The following is a 15,520-nucleotide window of genomic DNA, read 5'->3' on the forward strand; positions in this document are numbered from 1 at the left end:
GCTTAGGCGGAATTGACAAGACCGTCCAGACGGTACAGTAAGATCGCCGTCATTTGAAATTGGGACCAGTCACAGGTATGTGTTCCGGTCGTCCGACCGTTATGCTGGGCCATGGCCGAGGGGACTGTTCGTGATCAAGCGCTTCATCATCGCCTTCATTCTGCTCGTGCTGGTGTGCGGCGGCATCGTCGGCTTCAACCTGTTTCGCGACAATGCGATCAAACAGTTCTTCGCCACCATGAAGCCGCCGGCCGCGACCGTGTCGACAGTCATCGTCAAACCGATGTCCTGGACGCCCGGCATCGAGGCGATCGGCACTGTCAGTGCCGTACGCGGCGTCGACCTGACGGTCGAAACTGCTGGCATCGTCAAGGACATCCTGTTCCATGCCAATCAGAAGGTCGCCGCCAACGCCGTCCTGCTGCAGCTTGACGATGCCGTCGAGCGAGCCGACCTCGTCGCGTCGAAGGCGCAAGCCACCTCCGACCAGACGACGCTGATGCGCGCTCTCGAGCTGCAGAAGCGCGGGGTCGGCACCGATGCTACGCTCGACACGGCGCAGGCAGCAGCATCGGTCTCCGCCGCGCAGGTAAACAAGCTGCAAGCGGTGCTCGACCAAAAGCAGTTGACCGCCCCCTTCAAGGGTACTGTCGGTATTCCGAAAATCGACCTTGGCCAGTATCTCACACCCGGCACCGCCGTGGTGACCTTGCAGGACATGGATACGATGCGTGTCGATTTCACCGTGCCGGAGCAGCAGCTTCCGCAGCTGAAGATCGGACAGAGGGTGCGGTTGGGCGTCGGCGGCGGCGACATGCCGTTCACCGGCAGCATCCGCGGCATCGATCCGAAGATCGACCCGACCAGCCGGCTGGTGACGGTAAGGGCGGAGGTCGGCAATCCCGAAGGCAAGCTGACGCCGGGCCAGTTCGTCCAGGTGCGCGTCGAACTGCCCGAGGAGAACGACGTGCTGGCGCTGCCGCAGACGGCGCTGACCTCCAGCCTGTACGGCGACTTCGTCTTCGTGGTGCGCCCGGCCAAATCCGCCGAAGCCAACGGCGCGGCTCCCGAGGCAAAGCCGGAAGAAAAGCCGGCTGCAGATGCTGCCAAGCCGGCGGCCGAAGCACCCGTGGCAAAACCCGACGAAAAGCCGGCTGCTACCCCAGCCAAACCGGCAGCGGAAGCCAAGCCGGCAACGGAAGAACAGAAACCGCAGCTCGTGCTCGCCCAGGTGTTCGTCAAGCCAGGCCGCCACAACGCCGGCCTGGTCGAGATCCTGGAAGGCATCCAGCCCGGCGACGAAGTCGTTACGGCCGGCCAGAACCGGCTCTCCAACGGCATGTCCGTTGCCGTCGACAACACGATCGATCCGAGCAAGCCGGCGAACCAGCAGGCAGCCCAGCAATGAGCTTTTCCGACCTCTTCATCCGCCGCCCGGTTCTCTCGACCGTGCTTGCCTGCATGATCCTGCTTCTGGGTTTTCAGGGCATCTTCAACCTTTCGATTCGGCAGTATCCAGAGGTTGAAGAAACGGCCATCACCATCACCACGGCCTATCCCGGTGCCAGCGCCGACCTGATCCAGGGGTTCATTTCCGCGCCGATCGCGCGTGCCGTCGCTTCGACCGAAAACATCGATTATGTCACGTCGTCGAGCCGGCCGTCCTCCAGCACCGTGACGGTGCAGATGAAGCTCGGCTCCGACCCCGACGTCGCGCTGAACGAAGTCTTGTCGAAGGTTCAGAGTGTTCGCGGCGATCTGCCGGACGAAACCAAAGACCCGGTGATCGTCAAGGGCACCGGCCAGCAGTTCGCGATGATGTACATATCGATGCAGAATCCGAACATGACACCGGAACAGCTCACCGAATATATCGAGCGTGTCGTGCGGCCGCGTATCTCGACGGTCGAAGGTGTCGCCGACGTGCAGATTTTCGGCGCCGCCGAATATTCGATGCGTGTCTGGATCGACCCGATCAAACTGGCGGCGCGCGGCGTGACGGCGGCGGAAGTGCTGACCGCCATCAACGAATCGAATTTCCTCTCCGCGCCCGGCGATACCGAAAACGAATATGTGGCTTCCTCGATCACGGTTCGCTCGACCCTGCAGACGCCGGAGGCTTTCGCTGCCCTTCCGCTCCGCTCGAAAGACGGCAATGTGGTGAGGCTGCGCGACGTGGCCCGCGTCGAGCTCGCCGCGGCGAGCACCGACACCAGGGTCACGTTCAACGGCAAGCCCGGCATCTTTCTCGCCATCTTTCCGACGCCGGCCGCCAATCCACTGACCACCGCGGCGGCGATCCACAAGATTGTGCCGACGATCCAGGAGACGCTGCCGCTCGGCATGACGATCGAGATCGTCTACGACTCGACCGAGCAGATCAGCGCGTCGATCGAGGAGGTGTTCAAGACCATCGGCGAGGCGGTCGCCATCGTCATCGTCGTCATCCTGCTCTTCCTCGGCTCGTTCCGCTCGGTGCTGATGCCGATCGTGACCATTCCGCTGTCGCTGATCGGCGTCTGTTTCCTGCTGTTTTCTTTGGGTTATTCGATCAACCTTTTATCGTTGCTGGCCATGGTGCTGGCGATCGGACTGGTTGTTGACGATGCCATCGTGGTGGTGGAAAACATCCACCGCCACATGGAGGAAGACGGCTTGTCGCCGATGCAGGCGGCCTTCAACGGCATGCGGGAGATCTCGTCCGCCGTCGTCGCCATGACGATAACGCTGGCCGCGGTGTTCGCGCCGCTGGCCTTCACCGGCGGCCTGACAGGCGCACTGTTTCGCGAATTCGCGGTGACGCTTGCCGGCTCGGTGGTGCTTTCGGGGGTCGTTGCCCTAACCGTCACGCCGATGATGTCGGCACGCATCCTGAGGGCCGGGTCGCACAGCCGCTTCCAGCGCATTGTCGACAACACGTTCGGGCGCGTCGAACACGTCTACGAGCGGCTGGTCAGCGGCTCGCTGAAATATCGCCCGGTGACGCTGATGATCGTCATCGCACTGGTCGCCACGACCGGCTTCATGTTCACAAAGACCGCGAGCGAACTGGCGCCGGAAGAAGACCAGGGCTTCTTGCTGTCTATTGTGAACGCGCCGCGTTACGCGACGTCGGACTACACCGAGACCTATGTGAACCAGATTCTCGGGCTGGTGAATGATATCCCCGAAACCAGGGCACGGTTCTCCGCCGTCGCGTTCCAAGGCCCGACCAACAGCGCTTTCGTCGGCTTTGCGTTCAAGGACTGGGCCGAGCGCGCGCGCAGCTCGAAGGAACTTCAGGAAGACATAACTGCCCGCCTTGCCAAGGTGGCAGGCGTCGAGGCTTTCGTCTTCGCACCACCGACGCTGCCCGGCTCCGGCGGCGGCCTGCCAATCACGATGGTGGTGCGCTCGACCGGGGAGGCCTCCCAGGTGTACGAGGCCGCCGAGAATATCAAGAACAAGGCGCAGGCCTCCGGTCGCTTCCTCGCCGTGCAGAATTCCATGTCCTACGATGCGCCGCAAGTGACAGTGACGATCGACCGCGACCGCGCCGCGGCACTCAACCTGCCGATCGCCGAAATCGGCCGGACGCTGACCCTCCTGGTCGGTGGCGCCGAGGTGGCGCAATTCGACCGCGAATCCAACAGCTACGACATCATCCCGCAGGTGCCGCAGCAATCCCGCGACAATCCCGAAAAACTTGGGGAGTATTTCGTGCGCAGCGTCTCGGGTGAGATGGTGCCGCTCTCTGCGGTGGTGAAGATCTCGACCAACGCGTCGCCGGCGGCGATCGAGCAATTCAACCAGTTGAATTCCGCAACGATTTCCGCCTTGCCGCTGCCTGGCGTCACCACCGGCGACGGTTTGAAAGCGATCGAGGATATCGCCAAGGAGAGCCTGCCGGACACTTTCTTCATCGACTATACCGGTCAATCGCGGCAGGAGAAGGAACAGGGCTACACGATCATCATCGCCTTCGCGGCGGCAGTGCTCGTCATCTACCTGGTGCTGGCGGCGCAGTTCGAAAGCTTCCGCGATCCGTTGATCATCATGATGGCGGTGCCACTCTCGATCTTCGGCGCGATAGTGCCGCTTAATATCGGGCTCGGCACCCTCAACATCTACACCCAGGTCGGCTTGATCACCTTGATCGGCCTGATCACCAAGCACGGCATCCTTCTGGTCGAGTTCGCCAACCAGCAGCGTGAAATGCACGGCATGCGGCGGCGCGATGCGATCATCGCCTCGGCCAGGGTGCGGCTGCGGCCGATCCTGATGACGACGGCGGCGATGGCGCTAGGCGTGGTGCCGCTGATCATCTCCAGCGGCGCCGGTGCCGCGGCACGCTATTCGATGGGCCTGGTGATCTTCACCGGCATCCTGGTCGGAACCATGTTCACGCTGTTCGTGGTGCCGATGTTCTACACCTTTATCGCCAGCAAGGACCTGCCGCATCACGCCGAAAAGCCGGATCCGAAGCTGATGCCGGCGATGCCGGATTAGATTGTACTGATATTGTACAATAAAAAAGGCCGGATTTCCGGCCTTTTTGAGAGCGACGAGAGCAGCATCGCTCACTTGACGATGACGATGCTGGTGTTGGCCGGGCCGAAGACCTCGACGAGCTGGTAGAAATCGGCGGCGTTGTCCGGGTGCAGACGCACGCAGCCATGCGAGGCCGGCTGGCCGAGGCGCTTGATGGCGCTTGTCGCATGTACGGCGTAGCCGCCGTTGAAGAACACCGAATGCGGCATCGGGGCGTTGTCGTATTTCTTCGAATACCAAATTTCATGCATGCGGGTCGGCTTGAACGAACCGGTCGGTGTGACGTGCGTCCTGTCGCCCGTCGAAACCTTCCAGGCGAATGTCGGCCGGCCGTCGACCAGAATTTCCATGGTCTGCTGCGATAGCGACACACGCGCGACGATCTTGTTGGCGGCGGCGTGGGCTGCGCCGTTGCCGGCACTGACAAGCAAGGCAGTACCGGTGATGACGGCGGCGGCGATGTTGATGAGCTTGGCGGAAATGGCAGTGTACATGATGTCTCCCCTATTCTGCCGGTCGGGGCCGGCCCAATTCATGACCGGCTTATCGGGGCGTCATGTTTCAAGCCGATTTCGCAAGATGCTCGTTTGTGTTTCGATTCTGTTTCCCCTGGTTAACAGAAAAGGTCCGTGCAAAGCAGCTTGCAGTTGCACGACGTCGTCATGACGGGGGCGTGTTTGCCTAGGCGGATCGGCCAAACCGCGGCGCCAATACGCGATTGCCTTTCGTTTGATAGGAATTCACCTGACTCCGAAACCGAGCTGCAACAAAGCGCAGCGTCGGCGGCATGATCCGGATACAGCGAACAGGCAAAGTTGACCTAACGAAAACAGCGGGCAACGAACGATCGGAAGCCAACACTGTTTCGCTACGGCCTGGATTGATCTGGACACTTTCCAGCCTGCGCGTCGACCGGCTCAAGCCCCTCTGGCGGGGGCGGCTTAGGGCCGTTGAGGATGCGCGGCGCCTCCGGCAACTTGCAGCCGAGAGGACCGAAGGCCCGCGCCGCAACGGGGGGCTCCGCTGGCGGCGCGGGCGCTTCGGGGGTTCCCCTGAAGTGCCCGTAAATTCCAATTTGAGGAACGAACAGGATGAAAACGAAATTCGCCGCTTCCGTGCTTTCCGCCCTGCTTTACGTCCAGGGGCTGCTCGGCATTGCCGGCCTCGCCACCGTGCTGCTGAAGGAACGTGCCCATGCCGGCGAGGTCAGTACGACCGGTGACATGCCGTCCGGCCCGTCGCTTCTCGTGGTGCGCTGAAGAGCATCGGACCCCAAAGTGGAAACCGGTTTTGGGAAAACCCGATGCTCAAGACAAAAGGGTGGCTGTCCTGCCTTCAATCGGCGAATTGCGTCGGCGGATCGAACCGGTAACCGGCACCCCGTATGGTGGTGATGGTTTCGGTATCGAGCTTGCGGCGCAGCCGCACGATGCGCGAATCGATCGACCGATCGAAGGCTTCGGCATTTTCGGCGGGCGCGGCGGCGATGATGTCGTCCCGCGTCAGCACCTTGCGCGGGCTGGCCAGGAACAGCCTGAGCAGCGCCACCTGCCCGGGGGACAGCTGTTCTTCGGTTCCCGAGCGGTGCATGACAATGGCCGATCGGAGATCGACGGTCGCGTTCTCCAGCACGATCAGTTCCCCGGCGCTCCTGCCGCGCCGAGCCAGAAGGCCGCCGACGCGAGCGGCAAGCTCCCTGACATTGAGCGGGCTTTCGACGACGTCGGCGGCGCCGAGTTCGAGCGCCAGAACCTTGTCGACCAGATCGGCCGGGCGGCAGATCAGGATGAAATCCGGGCCACCTTCGCCGCCATGTCGCCTGAGCAGGTCTCGCCCCTCCGCCTGGCTGACGCTGTCGCCGACAACCACGACATCGATACCCTTTTCCGAAAGCAGCGATTCGGCTTCCCACGGCTGTCGCGCCGCACGGACGTCATGACCGCGCCGCTCCAGATGATCGGCAAGATCGGTGGCAATTACTTCAGCGACGGAAACAAGCGCGATAACGGATCGTGCAGCCATGTTTTTCTACCCCGCATACGGCAACCCAAGAAGAGTGCTGGACATCATGTTTATACCCAATCTACTTTCCACTGAAAGCGGGAGCGAAAGCATCGTGCGTGCACGAATTGTCATTGTCGAGGACGAGCCCGACCTGAGGGACGCGGTCGCCGAGTATCTCGGCGCCAGCGGCTATGATGTGGCCACGGCCGAAAGTGCGGCGGCGGCGCGCGACCTCTTGGAAGTGCAGTCCTTCCATCTGGCCATTCTCGACATCGCCATGCCGGGCGAGGACGGCCTGTCGCTCGGGCGTTGGATGCGGTCGAAAATGCCGATCGGCATCATCTATGCGACGGCCGCCGGCACTGCGCTCGACCGCATCGTCGGACTGGAACTCGGCGCTGACGACTACATCGTAAAGCCTTACGAATTGCGCGAAGTGCTGGCCAGGGTGCGCAGCGTGCTGCGTCGCGTTCCGGAGCCGACCGAGCCACAAAAGGCCAAGGCTGAAACATCCGGCGGCCGCCGGTCCGTGAGCTTCGGACCCTTTCACGCCGATCTCGACGGCAGGCTCGTCACCGGCGCCAACGGCGCGGTCATTGACATGGCCAAGAGCGAGTTCGACGTGCTGGAGGTGTTCCTGACGCGCGCCAACCGGCTGTTGACGCGGGCGGCGATCTCCGAGGCGATCGGTTTCGTCGAGGATCCGGAATCGTCCCGCGCCGTCGACATCCGCATCATGCGGCTGAGAAAGAAGATCGAGGCGGATCCGGCCAATCCGAAATTCCTGCGCACGGTGCGCGGCGAAGGCTATATCTTCTCGCTGCCAGTGGGCGAAAATAACTAAGGCTTGAGGAAGCCGCGGCCAGGAAATGACGGCTGATCATGACGGCTGAAACAACACGCGTGGACGTGCAGGGCGCCAGGCAGGGCGCGGCGATGGTGGCCGTGCATGTGGTTCGCCGGCTGCGCGAAGCCGGTGACTGGCAGCGCGAGATGGAGGGTATCCTCCAAACGCTTTGCGAAGCCATGGATTGTCACCGCGGCATCCTGTTTCGCCTGCGCGAACTGCCTGGCCAGGGCTTCGCCCAGTCGGTCGCCGCTTATTGGATCGCCCCCCGGTTTGGCGGCGAGCTGGCGTCACCGACCGTCATCATGCAGTCGGTCGTCGATTCGGACCCATTGCTGGAACGGCTGGCGGAGGACGAGCGTCAAGGCAAGATTTTCGCCGGGCACACACGCGATCTCGAAGGCTTTCTGCGGACGGATTTCGAAAAGCAGAACATCAAGTCGTTCCTGTCGGTGTCGGTCTTTTCGCACGGTAATTTGTGGGGCACGCTGGCGATCAACGACTGCATCCACGAACGCGAATGGACCGACCAGGAAGAGGCGGCGTTGCACATGGTGGCACTCGCCATCGGCGATGCCATCGAACGGTCGCCCTCCGACGCGCATGCCAGCGACGTCATTCGCCGCACCATGCTGCAGGCCTCGCTCGATGCTATCATCGTCATCGACGAGACCGGCTCGATCATCGAATTCAATCCGGCCGCCGAGAAGATGTTCGGCTATCGGCGCAGCGACATCCTCGGCAAGGACCTGCTCGATACGGTCGTGCCGGAATATTACCGCAAGGGCTATGCGTCGGGCGCCGAATACATGTCGGGCCGCGGTGCGCCGATGGTCGGCCAGCGGCTTGAAACGGTCACCCAGAATGCCGCTGGCGAGGTTTTTCCGATCGAGCTGACGGCAACCGAGATGCGCGTCGCCGATCGCCAGCTGATCTTCGGCTCCATCCGCGACCTGCGCGACAAGTTGCGGGCTGAGGAGGAAATCAACCGCCAGCGCGAAAAACTGCACCAGAACGAGAAGATGGCGGCAATGGGGTCGCTGCTCGCCGGCGTTTCGCACGAGCTCAACAATCCGCTGGCCGTGGTTGTCGCCCAGTCGACGCTGCTGCACGAATTCGCCGCCGATCCGCAGACCAAGGTGCGCGCCGAAAAGGTGCGCGCCGCTGCCGAGCGCTGCGGCCGTATCGTCAAGAGCTTCCTGTCGATGGTCCGCCTGCACCCGGCTGCACAGGCAGAAACCGACCTCAACCAGGTGATCCGCGCCGCACTCGAAGTGACCGCCTATGGCGCACGGTCGAGCGGCATCATCATCGACACCGATTTCGCTAGCGGCCCGCTGCTGGCCATGGCAGATGCCGACCATGTGACGCAGGTAGCCGCCAACTTCCTCATCAACAGCCAGCATGCCTTGGCCGGCGTTGCCGGCGACCGCCGGATCAAGGTCCGGACGTTTCGCAGCGACCGCGGCAATCCCGGATTCTCGGTCGAGGACAACGGACCAGGCGTGCCGGAAGCGATACGTTCACGCATATTCGAATCCTATTTCACCACCAAGCCGGTCGGTGTCGGTACCGGCATCGGTCTGTCGATCTCGAAATCGATCATCGAGCGGCACAATGGCAATATCTGGTTCGAGGAGGTTTCGCCGAGAGGTGTGCGTTTTGTCGTGCAGCTGCCGGCGATCGCGGCCGGCGCGGCCGCCGCCGGCGAAGCTCCGTCGCGGTCGAGCGGCTTGCGTCACGCGCTGATCATAGACGATGAGCCGGATGTCGCCGCGTCGCTGTCCGACATTCTGGAGTTGATGGGCATCAAGTCGCGGATCGTGCCGGCCTGGGTCTCGGCCGCCGCTACGCTGAGTGGCCATGTCCCGCCGGACATCGTGTTTTCCGATTTGCGCATGCCCGGCACCAGCGGCATAGCCGCCTATCGCGAGCTACTCGGCGAATTGCCGGGTCTAGCGCGGCGCTTCGTGCTTGTCACCGGCGATCTGATCGGCGCGAAAGGCGAAATCGAGGCGCTGCCGGCGCCGCAGCGGCCGCCAATCCTCGAAAAACCGTTCAGCACGCTGGATGTGCGCGGCGTGCTCTCGGCCATTGCCGAGCAGGCCGCTCTGGGCGGCTAGACTCCGCCATCTCTCCCGGAAGAAAAAGGCTCCCGGCCGACATTGCGGCGGGAGCCTGACTGGAGTGCTGGAGGGCGCTCGCAAAAAATCAAAAAACGTTCGGCGTATCGGCCAGCGGGGCGGCGTTGGCGATCATGCGGACCGGCCGTGCCTTGCCCGACTGGGCGGCGATGACGCGCAGGCAGTCCAGGCTCTCGGCGCCCCAGGCCTGCCCCTTGCAGGCGAAATCGATCTCCGAAATCGGCAGGCGCGCCGTCTTGGTGGTGGTCGTCGCGCCATCGATGAGGTTGGCCGGCGGGTTCAGTGAGGCGAAGGCCGGACCGACAGTCGGCGTCAACGCCATGCCGGCAAATGCGGCAGCCGCCAGCAGCATGAACATCGCCATTGGATGATCACTGGCGCGCTGGCGCAGCGCCAGCTTCGGGCGCCGGTCGCTACGCTGGGGACCCTGCTGGCGAAGGTCGGTATCGGTGATCTGGATTTTCGTACGCATCGTCGTTTCCTTCGGTCCTCTTCTTTTCTCTGTTGAAACGAACCTAATCGCACCTTGTAACCGGCCAACGATGATGGATTAACGATTGTGTAACCGGCATGAAACCAAGCCCGCGGCCATTCCTGGGCAAAGCGATCAGGCGTAGCTGCAGCACAGGTGGCATTCTCGTTTTCCGCTACCCACGGCACCAGATCCACGTCGCCTTGCCAGGCCCACGGAGCGTCGGGCGCTCAACAAGCGTGAGGGGATTAACGTCCGGAATTCCCGGGATTTTCCCGGCTTCGATCGTTCGGACTCGGCTCTCAAATCCGGCTCGATTTCCCGCCAATAATTCTCCCCATTTTTGCAAGCCATTGCATTTCAACGGAAAATATGCTTTTATTGAACGATCATTCAATAAATAAAGAGCCTTTATGAACCCGCATCTGCGTGACGTGGCAATTCCCAACGATTGGGATCGGCGGGGGCTGCCGGGCTGGAGCTATCATTCCGACGCCTTGCTCGAACTCGAGAAAGAGCACGTCTTCCGCAATCATTGGCAGATCGCCGGCCATGTCTGCGATGTGCCGAACGCCGGCGACTATCTGACGATGGATGTGGTCGGCGAGCGGGCGCTGATCGTGCGCGGCAAGGATGGCGTTGTACGCGCCTTCAACAATATGTGCCGCCACCGCGGCAGTCGCGTTGTCGCCGACAGTCAGGGCACTTGCAAGAACGCGCTGGTCTGCCCTTTCCATGGCTGGGTCTACAATCTCGACGGCACACTGCGCGGTGCTGCCCGCCCGCGTTCCTTCCCCGACCTCGACAAGACCGAATTCGGCTTGATGCCGCTCGAGCTCGAAATCTGGATGGGCTTCATCTTCATCCGCTTCCGCAAGGGTGGGCCGCAGCCATCCGTGGCCGAGCTGTTGAAGCCGATCGAAGCCGAGATTGCTCATTACGGCGTGGTCGAGATGGTGCCGTCCCGGGGCATCTGGACTCAAAATACGCCGGTCAACTGGAAGTCGGTGCGCGACGTCGACAATGAGGGCTACCACGTCGCCATGGCACATCCGGCGCTGCAGGATCTTTACGGTGCGACCTATTTCGACGAGCCGTTCGTCAACGGCGTATCGCGCTCGTTCGCCACTTACAATCCGCATGCCGGACGGCGCTGGAGCGTCGCGCAATATATCAAGCTCGCACCCGAGGCGAAGCACCTGCCGGAGCACCTGCGCAAGGCCTGGATCTACTACGGCATCTTCCCGAACAACGTGCTGTCGATCATGCCGGAATCGGTGCAGTTCTATCAGGAATTCCCGCTGTCGACGGGTGAGACGCTGCTGCGCGGCGCCATCTACCGCTATCACGACGAGACCAGGCAACAGGCGGCTGCCCGCTACCTATCCTACCGCATCGATCGCGACACGCTGGCCGAGGACGTGCAGCTTTCGATATGGTCCAACGAATCCATGCTGTCCGAAGCCTTCGGAGGTTTTTACCTCTCCGATCTCGAATATGGCGTGCGCACTCACCACGACCATTTGCGTAAGCAAATTCCCGTGCTCGGATTGGAGACCGCGCCCGAGGAGAAGGATATGTGGGCACTCAACGAGGCGCTCAGATCACGCTCCTGACGCCCTGGTCCTCAGGCCCAAATGGCGACCGGAATGCCGAAACGATCGGCGAGCGGCGGATCCGGAAACGGCATTGCCTCGCCTCTGACGATGCGTCCGGCAACCACCATCATCGCCGCGGCGTCGAGGAAATCGTCGGCGGCCGCGCCGCGCGGCGGCGTCTGGTCGAGAAAATCCTCGCTATAGCCATGCTGGGCAAGCAGCGCCTTGCGTTCGGCCATGCCGGCCGGATTGATGTTGCCCCTGATCTTCTTGGGCAGGCGCATAGCGCGGTCGCCGTTCAGTTTGCAGAAGGCCACTTCCGGATGCGATTCGAAGACGCGGCTGCGCAGTTCGGGCCGCGCGATCAGCAGCGAATCGATCTCGCGGATCTTGGCGAAGATGCCGAAGGCCTGGATCGAGACGCCGCGCGGCGGATCTGATGTCGTCCTGGCCACCTCGCTTGCCTTGCGATGTGCGGCATACCAGGCGTCGACCGTGGTGAAAGCTTCGATCTCGGCGTAGAGCGCGGCGCGGGAGGGGATGGCAAAGACACTGGACTGCCGGGCCCCGAGCAGCGGCCGCACCAGCGCCTCCGGGCCGCGACCGCCTCTTTGCGAGAAATCGGGCAGGCCGATCGGCATGTCGACCGCCACGATCGCATTGACGGGCAGTCGGTCGAGCAACGCCGCGAAGCTTGGGAAAACGGCTGTAGACGGTGCCGCACCGGGATCGTGGCGGACGGCAATCCAGCCAGCCTTGCAGCCGTCGACGCCGACAAGCACAACATCCTCGGGCACAACGTCCTCGGGCACAACGCTCTCGGGCACAACATCATCGGGCGCAACATCCTGCGGCACGGCGTTTTCGGCCTGCGTCACGCCCGGCGGTCCCGTTCCGGATGCAGGAGATGGCGAAGCTGCACCATCGCCATTGGGTGCGACAGGCTCTGGGCATCGGTCTCGAGCTGCAACTCGTCGCCGCCGCGCTTAGCGGTGCGCGCCAGGATCTCGTAGACCGCCGCAGTGGTCGATTGCAGAGCTTTGGCGGCCGGCTGGCCGGACAGGATCCGCGCCAGGTAAACGGCAGCCGTCAGGTCGCCGAGCCCATTCGGCGGCTTGTCGATGAGCCGGTGTTCGGCGAGCAGCGCCTCCCTGCCTGTGAGCAGCAAATTGCCGGTGCCGCCGGCCATCATCGCCGGCGCCGAAGTGACCAGCATGGCCGGTGGGCCGGCCTGCAGGGCCGCAGCCATTGCCGATTTCAGGTCTGGCAGCGGCGCTCCGGCCATCCATTCCAGCTCGTAGCGGTTGGGCGTGGCGATATCGGCGATCGGCATCAGCCGGTCGCGCATGGCGATAGCGGTCGGCTCAGGTACGTAGAGGCCGCCCGAATCGCCCATCACCGGGTCGCAGATATAGAGGGCTTCCGGTGTCTTCGCCTTGACCGCGCCGACGAGCGAAGCAACGGCGTCGGCCTGGCCAGCCTCGCCGAGATAGCCGGACAGCACGGCGCCGACCTCGCCCAGCCACGGCGCGCGCTCGAGGTCGGTCATCAGCGCCTTGAACTGGTCCAGCGGCGGCACGATGCGGGTGGCCCGGCCATGGCCCGGATGCCAGGGCAAAATGACGGTCGGCACCGCCCAAACCGGAAAGCCGAGCGTCTCCAGCGCAAAGACGGCGGCACGGTTGCCGACCGAGCCACGTGCGACATGGCTGGAGACGACGATGACCGCGCGCGGCGCGTCGGTTTTTTCGGCACTCATTGATTTTCCTAACTGCCCCTGGTGACGAAAAGCACGAGCCAGATCAACAGGCCGATGGCAATAAGCAAGCCCGCTGCCCGACCGATGCGGGTGCCCCAATATTCGATCGGATCCGACCGGTCGGCATCGGCCGCGGTGACGCGGTCGCGCGCACCTCTGGCTGTTCGCGCGAGGAACGAGGTGCCGCCCGGGTCGGTCTCGCGCGCCACCCGCTCGATGATGCGGCGCGATTCCGCGTCGCTGTCGTGGCGTTTCGCCATGGTGATACCCCGTTTCATGCCGAGCTTAACCCGTTCGCCTTGTCTGTCACAGGGCCTGACGGTGAATGGCAGAAACCAGTAACACTTCTCGGCCGAAGTCATTTTCTTACGCAAGGATTGTGCTAATGCTTCGCCTGCCAATGCTATCGAGGGGACCTTATCATGCTCGCCCAGCGCCTTTGTTCACCGCCAATCTTCCGTAATATAGCTGCGTTCCTGGTCATGGCCGTCATGCTGCCGCTGCTTGCGGGCTGCGGCTACAACACCATCCCGACAGCTGAGGAAAACGCCAAGGCAGCATGGAGCGAGGTGTTGAATCAATACCAGCGCCGCGCCGATCTCATCCCCAATCTTGTCAACACGGTCAAGGGATACGCCGCGCACGAGAAGGATACGCTCGATGCCGTGGTCGAAGCGCGTGCCAAGGCGACGCAGGTGACCGTGACGCCGGAAACGCTGAACAATCCGGAAGCCTTCAAGAAATTCCAGGACAGCCAGGCCGGCTTGACCAGCGCGCTGTCGCGCCTGCTGGCAGTGGTGGAGAACTACCCCGATCTCAAGGCCAACCAGAACTTTCTGGCGCTGCAAGCACAACTCGAAGGCACCGAGAACCGCATCACGGTCGCCCGCCGCGACTATATCCAGGCAGTGAGAGAGTACAATCTGACGCTGAGGACCTTTCCGTCGGTGATCTGGGCGACCTTGTGGTTTCGCGGCAACCAGCCGTTTGCGAATTTCACCATCGAGGAGGATAAGATGCAGCCGCCGAAGGTCGATTTCGGCACCAACACCACGCAAGGCGGGTGAACGGCGCCTGTTGAGCCTGGGCCTGTTGGCCTTGTATTCCTTCGCGCCCCCCTCTGTCCTGCCGGACATCTCCCCACAGAGGGGGGTGGGAAGAAACGCCGCCCTGATTTTTCTTGGCTTCGTTCTAACCTTTCTCCTGCTCCCTCTCATCGTTCTCGCCGCCGAATTGCCGGCGCTGACCGGACGGGTCGTCGACAATGCCGGCATCATCGATGCCGCAACCGAGGCGGCGCTGACGCAGAAGCTTGCCGACTTCGAGACCAAAGGTTCGGACCAGATCGTGGTCGCGACCATCCCCAGCCTCGACGGCGAGGAGATCGAGCCTTACGCCAACCGGCTGTTCCGCGCCTGGAAACTGGGCCAGGCGAAGGAGAACAACGGCGTCCTGCTTCTGGTGGCGCCGAACGACCGCAAGATGCGCATCGAGGTCGGCTATGGGTTGGAAGGCACGCTGACCGACCTGCACACCAAGCTGATCATCGAAAACGACATGGTGCCGGCTTTCCGTGCCGGCGATTTCTCTGGCGGCATCAGCAAGGCCGTCGATGACATGATCATGGTGCTGGAAGGCAATCCCGAAGAGCTGGAAGCCCGCGGCGAACGCAACCAGCAGCCGCCGTTCAACAGCGACGATCTATTCTTCACGATCTTCATAGCCATCTGGGCAATCATCTTTTTCGGCGGCCTCGCAGCCTCCATCCTGCCGCCGATCTTCGGCCAGAAGATCGGTCCCGGCCGCTATCGCTGGCTGGGCATGACCTTCGAGCCAAACCGGCGGTCGTCCGGCGGCTGGTCGGGAGGTTCCGGCGGGGGATGGTCGTCGGGTTCAAGCGGTGGCGGGTTTTCCGGCGGCGGCGGTTCGTCCGGTGGCGGCGGCTCCTCGGGAAGTTGGTGACGAGATGACAAGACACGCCATCAGCCCGGTGGAATTCGGCCGTTTCATCAAAACGATCGGCACCGCGCTTATGGCCATGGCGGTGCTGCTGGTCGGCTTCGCGGCCATTGCCGCCGCACTGCCGGCGCTGACCGGACGGGTCGTCGACAATGCCGGCATCATCGATGCCGCAACCGAGGCGGCGCTGACGCAGAAGCTTGCCGA

14 protein-coding genes and 1 pseudogene are annotated in these 15,520 nt (G+C 62.8%); 9 read left to right on the forward strand and 6 right to left on the reverse strand.

The genetic code is table 11. The annotated features are described in order from the left end of the window. Positions 1-130: 130 nt before the first annotated feature. A complete protein-coding gene (locus NKJ35_RS21095; RefSeq protein WP_502904657.1) occupies positions 131-1,408 on the forward strand; it encodes an efflux RND transporter periplasmic adaptor subunit in 1,278 nt (425 codons plus the stop codon). Then, entirely contained in the window at positions 1,405-4,488 is a 3,084-nt protein-coding gene (locus tag NKJ35_RS21100; protein ID WP_352649427.1) for an efflux RND transporter permease subunit, read from the forward strand. The genes NKJ35_RS21095 and NKJ35_RS21100 overlap by 4 nt, the downstream gene beginning before the upstream one ends. Positions 4,489-4,559: 71 nt before the next feature. Here the strand turns inward: NKJ35_RS21100 and NKJ35_RS21105 are convergent, their stop codons facing one another. Next, entirely contained in the window at positions 4,560-5,024 is a 465-nt protein-coding gene (locus NKJ35_RS21105) for a L,D-transpeptidase (protein ID WP_254817760.1), read from the reverse strand. Between the two features lie 597 nt (positions 5,025-5,621). Here NKJ35_RS21105 and NKJ35_RS21110 point away from each other — a divergent pair. Continuing rightward, complete coding sequence (locus NKJ35_RS21110; protein ID WP_254817759.1) at positions 5,622-5,789, forward strand: hypothetical protein; 168 nt, start codon at positions 5,622-5,624, stop codon at positions 5,787-5,789. Between the two features lie 76 nt (positions 5,790-5,865). On the opposite strand, the gene NKJ35_RS21115 is transcribed toward NKJ35_RS21110, so the two are convergent. Then, positions 5,866-6,552 carry a response regulator transcription factor gene (locus tag NKJ35_RS21115; protein ID WP_292663715.1) on the reverse strand — a complete coding sequence of 229 codons (687 nt, stop codon included), beginning with the start codon at positions 6,550-6,552 and terminating at the stop codon, positions 5,866-5,868. 46 nt (positions 6,553-6,598) lie between these two features. Here NKJ35_RS21115 and NKJ35_RS21120 point away from each other — a divergent pair, with 46 nt between their 5' ends. Both NKJ35_RS21120 and NKJ35_RS21125 read left to right on the forward strand, forming a co-directional pair. Then, on the forward strand, positions 6,599-7,378 hold the full coding sequence (locus NKJ35_RS21120) for a response regulator (RefSeq protein ID WP_254817757.1): 780 nt from the start codon (positions 6,599-6,601) through the stop codon (positions 7,376-7,378). A gap of 38 nt (positions 7,379-7,416) precedes the next feature. After that, on the forward strand, positions 7,417-9,504 hold the full coding sequence (locus NKJ35_RS21125; RefSeq protein WP_352649428.1) for a PAS domain S-box protein: 2,088 nt from the start codon (positions 7,417-7,419) through the stop codon (positions 9,502-9,504). An 88-nt stretch (positions 9,505-9,592) separates the two neighbouring features. On the opposite strand, the gene NKJ35_RS21130 is transcribed toward NKJ35_RS21125, so the two are convergent. Further along, positions 9,593-9,997, reverse strand: a complete 405-nt coding sequence (locus NKJ35_RS21130; RefSeq protein ID WP_352649429.1) for a hypothetical protein — start codon at positions 9,995-9,997, stop codon at positions 9,593-9,595. 413 nt (positions 9,998-10,410) lie between these two features. Between NKJ35_RS21130 and NKJ35_RS21135 the strand changes: the two genes are divergently transcribed. Beyond that, positions 10,411-11,613 carry an aromatic ring-hydroxylating oxygenase subunit alpha gene (locus NKJ35_RS21135; protein ID WP_352649430.1) on the forward strand — a complete coding sequence of 401 codons (1,203 nt, stop codon included), beginning with the start codon at positions 10,411-10,413 and terminating at the stop codon, positions 11,611-11,613. Between the two features lie 11 nt (positions 11,614-11,624). On the opposite strand, the gene NKJ35_RS21140 is transcribed toward NKJ35_RS21135, so the two are convergent. The 3 genes from NKJ35_RS21140 to NKJ35_RS21150 all read right to left on the reverse strand — a co-directional run bounded on the left by NKJ35_RS21140 (position 11,625) and on the right by NKJ35_RS21150 (position 13,614). Beyond that, positions 11,625-12,377, reverse strand: a complete 753-nt coding sequence (locus NKJ35_RS21140; protein WP_502904659.1) for a DUF429 domain-containing protein — start codon at positions 12,375-12,377, stop codon at positions 11,625-11,627. Positions 12,378-12,469: 92 nt separating this feature from the next. Continuing rightward, positions 12,470-13,354, reverse strand: a complete 885-nt coding sequence (pdxY, locus tag NKJ35_RS21145) for a pyridoxal kinase PdxY (RefSeq protein ID WP_254817752.1) — start codon at positions 13,352-13,354, stop codon at positions 12,470-12,472. Positions 13,355-13,362: 8 nt separating this feature from the next. Then, positions 13,363-13,614, reverse strand: coding sequence for a hypothetical protein (locus NKJ35_RS21150; RefSeq protein ID WP_254818056.1), 252 nt, complete (start codon positions 13,612-13,614; stop codon positions 13,363-13,365). A 162-nt stretch (positions 13,615-13,776) separates the two neighbouring features. Here NKJ35_RS21150 and NKJ35_RS21155 point away from each other — a divergent pair, with 162 nt between their 5' ends. The 3 genes and pseudogenes from NKJ35_RS21155 to NKJ35_RS21165 form a co-directional block, all read left to right on the forward strand. Further along, positions 13,777-14,421, forward strand: a complete 645-nt coding sequence (locus NKJ35_RS21155; protein ID WP_352649431.1) for a LemA family protein — start codon at positions 13,777-13,779, stop codon at positions 14,419-14,421. Positions 14,422-14,506: 85 nt separating this feature from the next. After that, a complete protein-coding gene (locus NKJ35_RS21160; RefSeq protein ID WP_352649432.1) occupies positions 14,507-15,316 on the forward strand; it encodes a TPM domain-containing protein in 810 nt (269 codons plus the stop codon). A gap of 4 nt (positions 15,317-15,320) precedes the next feature. Next, positions 15,321-15,520: pseudogene (locus tag NKJ35_RS21165) on the forward strand (TPM domain-containing protein); the annotation flags it as partial.

The sequence above is a fragment of the Mesorhizobium sp. M0136 genome (assembly GCF_040322515.1).
GTDB lineage: Bacteria > Pseudomonadota > Alphaproteobacteria > Rhizobiales > Rhizobiaceae > Mesorhizobium.